Consider the following 5,609-nt stretch of genomic DNA (forward strand, 5'->3'; position numbering starts at 1 on the left):
CACGCGTCGTGCGGACCCCGGTCGCGCCCCCGGTGTCGCCGGCGCCCGCACCGGCGCGCCGGTCGCGCACAGGGCTGCTGCTGCTCGTCGGCCTCGTCGGCACCGCGGTCGTCGCCGGCGCCGTCTGGGGCATCGTCGTGCTCGTTCAAGGGGGAATGTGATGACGGAGGACATCGAGATGACGGCCGAGACGGAGGCCGCCGAGCTCGGGATCGAGTTCTGCGGGGAGTGGTTCCACCCGACGCCGGGTGAGACCTTCTCCATCGGTCGCGACGCGGACCTCGTCATCGACACGAACCCGTACCTGCACCGCCGGCTGCTGGAGATCGAGTCGTCGCAGGGCATGTGGTGGCTCACCAACACGGGCCGGTCCATCTCGGTCGCGCTCGCCACGGCCGACGGCGCCTACCAGGCGATGCTCGGTCCGGGAACGCGCGTGCCGCTCGTGTTCCCCGAGCTCGTCGTCATGTTCACGGCGGGCGCGTACACGTACGAGTTCACGATCCGCAACGGCGCCGCCCGCTTCACGGGACGCACGTCCCCGCTCGAGGGCGACAGCACCGACGGCGGCACGACGATCGGCGCGGTCCCGCTGACGGCCAGCCAGCGACTGCTGCTCATCGCCCTGTGCGAGCCGATCCTGCGCGGCGGGATGATGGGCTCGAGTCAGATCCCCACCTCGGCGAAGGCCGCCGAGCGCTTGGGCTGGCCGCTCACGACGTTCAACCGCAAGCTCGACAACGTGTGCGACAAGTTCGACCGCGAGGGTGTGCAGGGCCTGCGCGGCGGCGCCGGCAAGCTCGCGACGAACCGGCGTGCGCGCCTCGTCGAGCACGCCGTCCTCTCGCGCCTGGTCACGGCGGCCGACCTGCCGCTGCTGGACGCCCCGCAGACCGCCGACCGCTGAGCCGGGTCCGGCAGGCGGCGGGCGACCGCCGGCATCCGCCCGCGCGATAGCATCGAAGGCTGTGTCCGCACCCGCCCCCGTCCTCTCGTATCCCCCGGAGCTGCCCGTCAGCGCCGCGCGGGAGGAGATCACGCGCGCCATCGCGGAGAACCAGGTCGTCATCGTCGCCGGTGCCACCGGGTCGGGCAAGACGACGCAGCTGCCGAAGATGTGCCTCGAGCTCGGGCGCACGCGCATCGCCCACACGCAGCCCCGCCGGATCGCCGCCCGCTCGATCGCCGAACGCCTCGCCCACGAGGTGCAGGTGCCGCTCGGTGGGGCGATCGGCTACAAGGTCCGCTTCACGGACGAGGTGACCGACGCCACGCAGGTCACGCTCATGACTGACGGCATCCTACTCAACGAGATCCACCGCGACCGTCTGCTGCGCCGCTACGACACGATCATCGTCGACGAGGCGCACGAGCGCTCGCTCAATGTCGACTTCCTGCTGGGGTACCTCGCCCGCATCCTGCCCGAGCGTCCCGACCTGAAGGTGATCATCACCTCGGCGACGATCGACCCCGAGAGCTTCGCGGCGCACTTCGCCGCGACCGCGCCGGACGGCGAGCGCGTGCCCGCCCCGATCATCGAGGTCTCGGGCCGCACCTACCCCGTCGAGATCCGCTACCGCCCGCACGACACCGCGTCCGAGGACGACGTCGACGGGCTGCTCGCGGCCCTTCGAGAGCTCGACCGCGAGCCCGACGGCGACGTGCTCGTCTTCCTCCCCGGCGAGGCCGAGATCCGCGACGCGATGGACGCCGTCCGCGGCCTCTACGCGAAGGACGCGCGTCCGACGGAGGTGCTGCCCCTGTTCGGCCGGCTCAGCTCCGCCGAGCAGCACCGCGTGTTCGAGCCGTCTTCGGTCGCCGGGGTGCGGCGGCGGATCATCCTCGCCACGAACGTCGCCGAGACGAGCCTCACGGTCCCCGGTATCCGCTACGTCGTCGACGCCGGCACGGCGCGCATCTCGCGCTACAGCGTGCGGTCGAAGATCCAGCGCCTGCCGATCGAGGCGATCTCGCAGGCCTCCGCGCAGCAGCGCTCGGGGCGCGCCGGCCGCACGTCGGCGGGCATCGCGATCCGCCTCTACGGCGAGGACGACTTCACCTCCCGGCCGGAGTTCACCGAGCCCGAGATCCTCCGCACCTCGCTCGCATCGGTGATCCTGCAGATGCTCTCGCTCGGGTTCGGCGACGTCACGGAGTTCCCGTTCCTCACGAAGCCCGACAGCCGCGGCGTGAAGGCCGCGGTCGAGCTGCTCACCGAGCTCCGCGCCGTGACGGGGCGCACGGGCGCGCTGCGACTGACGGGCCTCGGCCGACGGATCGCCCGTCTGCCGATCGACCCCCGCTTCGCGCGGATGCTGCTGGAGGCGGAGAAGCTCGGCGTCTCGCGCGACGTCCTCGCGATCGTCGCGGGGCTGTCGATCCAGGATGTCCGCGAACGCCCCGAGGAGCGCCGGGAGGAGGCCGACCGGCTGCACGCCCGGTTCGTCGACCCGACGAGCGACTTCCTCACCCTGCTGAACCTCTGGAACCATCTCCGCGAGCAGCAGCGCGAGCTGGGTTCGAGCGCGTTCCGGCGCCTGTGCCGCAGCGAGCACCTCAACTACGTGCGGGTGCGGGAGTGGTTCGACGTGCACCGCCAGCTGAGCACGCTGTCGCGCTCGGGCGCCCCGAAGGACGCGCCCCGCCGCACCGCCGGCGCCGCCGACCCCGATGCGCTGCACCGCGCGATCCTCTCGGGGCTCCTGTCGCACATCGGCATCCTCGACACGCGTTCGGTCACGACCGATCCCGCAAAGAAGAACGCCCGCAAGCCCCTCCCGCAGTACCGGGGTGCCCGCGGCGCCGCGTTCGCGATCTTCCCCGGCTCGGGCCTGCGCAAAGCCTCGCCCGACGCCGTCATGGCCGCCGAGCTCGTCGAGACCTCGCGCCTGTTCGGCCGGACCGTCGCGGCGATCGACCCCGCGTGGGCCGAGGACCTCGCCGGCGATCTCGCGCACCGCAGTCTCAGCGACCCGCACTGGTCGAAGGATGCCGGTGCCGCCGTCGCGGCCGAGAAGGTGACGCTCTTCGGGGTCGAGATCATCCCGCGCCGGCGCGTGCAGCTCGCCCGCCGCGACCGCGACCTGGCGCGCGAACTGTTCCTGCGCCACGCGCTCGTCGAGGGCGAGTGGAACAGCCAGCACCTCGACAAGCGGCTCACCGCGTTCGAGCGCCGCAACGGCGAGCTCCGCCGCCAGCTCGAGCGCATCGAGGAGCGGGAGCGTCGCCGCGACATCCTCGTCGGCGACGAGGCCGTGTACGCCTTCTACGACGCGCGGGTGCCGCACGACGTGTTCGACGTCCGCTCGTTCGAGGCGTGGTGGCGCGAGACGCAGCCGCGCACCCCGAAGCTGCTCGACATGACCGAGGCCGACCTCCTCGGCGAGTCCGCCCGCACCGACGAGCGCGACTTCCCGGCGCGCTGGCGTCAGGGCGACCAGGTGCTGTCGGTCGCCTACCGGTTCGAGCCGGGCGCCCCCGATGACGGCGTCAGCATCGTCGTGCCGCTGGCCCTCCTCGCGCAGCTGCGCCCCGACGGTTTCGACTGGCAGGTGCCCGGGATGCGGGACGAGCTCGTCACGGCGCTCATCAAGGCGCTCCCGAAGGCGATCCGGCGCCACGTCGTCCCGGCCGCGGACTGGGCGGCGACCCTCGGCGACGAGCTGCGCGGCTCGGGGCCGGAGGACACCGACGGACTCCCGGCATCCACCCTGCGCGCGGCGCTCGCCGCACGCATCCAGCGCGTCGCGCACCAGCCGGTGACCGAGCGCGACTTCGACCTCGAGCGCGTGCCCGCCCACCTGACCGTCTCATTTCGCGCCGTCGACCAGCGCGGGCGCACGGTGGGCTCGTCCCGCGATCTGCGCGAGCTGCAGGACCGCCTCGCCGGTCGCGCCCGCGAGTCGGTCGCCCGGTCGCTCAGCCCGAAGAGGGAGCCGCAGCCCTCGGCATCCCCCGCCGCGGCCGTCGCGGCCGCGAGCGCGCCGATCGAACGCACGGGCATCACGACGTGGGACGTCGGCGACCTGCCCGCCGTCGTCGACACGAAGGTCGCCGGCGGCGTCGTCCGCGGCTACCCCGCCCTCGTCGACGCGAAGGACGCCGTGTCGCTGCGGATCGAGGCGACCGCCGAGCGCGCGGCAGACCTCACCCGCGCGGGCGCGCGACGCCTGCTGCTGCTCGCCGTCCCCTCCCCCACGGCCTACGTCATGGACCACCTGACCGCCCCCGAGAAGCTGGCCCTCGCGGCGTCGCCGTACCCCTCGGCGAAGGCGCTGATCGAGGACGCCCGGGTCGCCGTGGCCGACGCCGTCATGGGCGACGCCGTCATCCGCACCGAGGCCGCGTTCACGGCCGCCCGCGACGCGTTCTCGAGCCGCGTCGTCGACGAGCTGTTCCAGACCGTGTCGCTCGCCGCCCGCATCCTCACCCTGCAGCGCGACGTCGAACGCGCCGTCAAGAACCAGAACTCGATGACGCTGCTCGCCGCCCTCGGCGACGTGAAGGGTCAGCTCGCGGCGCTCCTGCACCCGGGCTTCCTCTCCCGCACCGGCACTGCCCGTCTCGCGCACCTGCCGCGTTACCTGCAGGGAGCGAAGGACCGCGTCGACGCCCTCTCCGACAACCCCGGCCGCGACCGCCAGCGGATGACCGAGTACGAGCGCGCCGCAGCCCTGTTCGCGGATGCCGGGGGCACCCTCCCGCTCCCCGCCGGCGCTGCCGCGCACCTGGTCCACGCGCGGTGGCTCCTCGAGGAGTTCCGCGTGAGCCTGTTCGCGCAGCGCCTCGGCACCGCCGAGCCGGTGTCGCTGCAGCGGATCTCGAAGGCGCTCGCCGAGCGCGGCTGAACTCAGCCGGCCCGGAGCAGGTCGCGGTAGAACTCGATCCCCCGCAGCCACGACCCCACGCGGATGCGCTCGTTGTGCGAGTGCAGGGCCTCCCGCTCGCCGCGCGTCAGGTGGAACGGCGTGAACCGGTACACGTGATCGCTGATCGCGGTGAACCACCGGCTGTCGCTGGCGCCGAGCTGGATGTAGGGCGTCGGGAGGACGTCCTCCCCGAGAGCCGACGCGGTGGCGGCGACGAGGCGGTCCCACGCGGGTCCCGTCCACGGCGACACCGGCGAGGGCTCCGAGGCCGACGCGACCTCGACCTCGACGTGGCGGTCGGCGATGACACGACGGATGCGGGCGGCCGCCGACGCGGCCGTGTCGCCGGGCAGCAGCCTGACGTTCACGCTCGCCCGGGCGGAGGTGGCGAGGACGTTCGCCCCCGCGGCGCCGGCGAGCTCGGTCACCACCGCCGTCGTCCGCACGAGGGCGTTCAGCTCGGGACCGAGCCGCGGGAAGACCTTCGCGAGCAGCCGTCCCGTCACGCCGATGCTCGCGAAGACGGGCCGCAGCGGGCCGGTCGTGTGCGGGGCGACGGTCTCGAACATCGCGCGCACGGGCGGCACGAGACGCGTCGGGAACGGCCGGCGGTGCAGCCGCAGCACCGACGGAATGCGCACCCCGTTCGGGCGTGCGGGCGAAAAGGGCATGTATTGGAACACGCGCGCCGACGACCTCGCCGTCAAGGCGACGATCGGCCTCATGGAACGGAACCCCGAC

The 5,609-nt window shown here is 73.2% G+C and carries 3 protein-coding genes; 2 read left to right on the forward strand and 1 reads right to left on the reverse strand.

The window, feature by feature from the left end:
* Positions 1-178: 178 nt before the first annotated feature.
* Positions 179-907 carry a hypothetical protein gene (locus NH287_RS14575; protein WP_253036194.1) on the forward strand — a complete coding sequence of 243 codons (729 nt, stop codon included), beginning with the start codon at positions 179-181 and terminating at the stop codon, positions 905-907.
* A gap of 61 nt (positions 908-968) precedes the next feature.
* Positions 969-4,847, forward strand: a complete 3,879-nt coding sequence (hrpA, locus tag NH287_RS14580; RefSeq protein WP_253036192.1) for an ATP-dependent RNA helicase HrpA — start codon at positions 969-971, stop codon at positions 4,845-4,847.
* 2 nt (positions 4,848-4,849) lie between these two features.
* On the opposite strand, the gene NH287_RS14585 is transcribed toward hrpA, so the two are convergent.
* Positions 4,850-5,509 carry a M20/M25/M40 family metallo-hydrolase gene (locus NH287_RS14585; RefSeq protein ID WP_253036193.1) on the reverse strand — a complete coding sequence of 220 codons (660 nt, stop codon included), beginning with the start codon at positions 5,507-5,509 and terminating at the stop codon, positions 4,850-4,852.
* Positions 5,510-5,609 lie beyond the last annotated feature (100 nt).

Origin of the sequence: Microbacterium sp. CnD16-F, from assembly GCF_024124465.1 — a bacterium.
In the GTDB taxonomy this organism is placed as follows: domain Bacteria; phylum Actinomycetota; class Actinomycetes; order Actinomycetales; family Microbacteriaceae; genus Microbacterium; species Microbacterium gawkjiense.

Coding starts and splice junctions, on each gene's coding strand:
- NH287_RS14575 (WP_253036194.1), top strand. CDS start 179: ATGACGGCCGAGACGGAGGCCGCCGAGCTCGGGATCGAGTTCTGCGGG.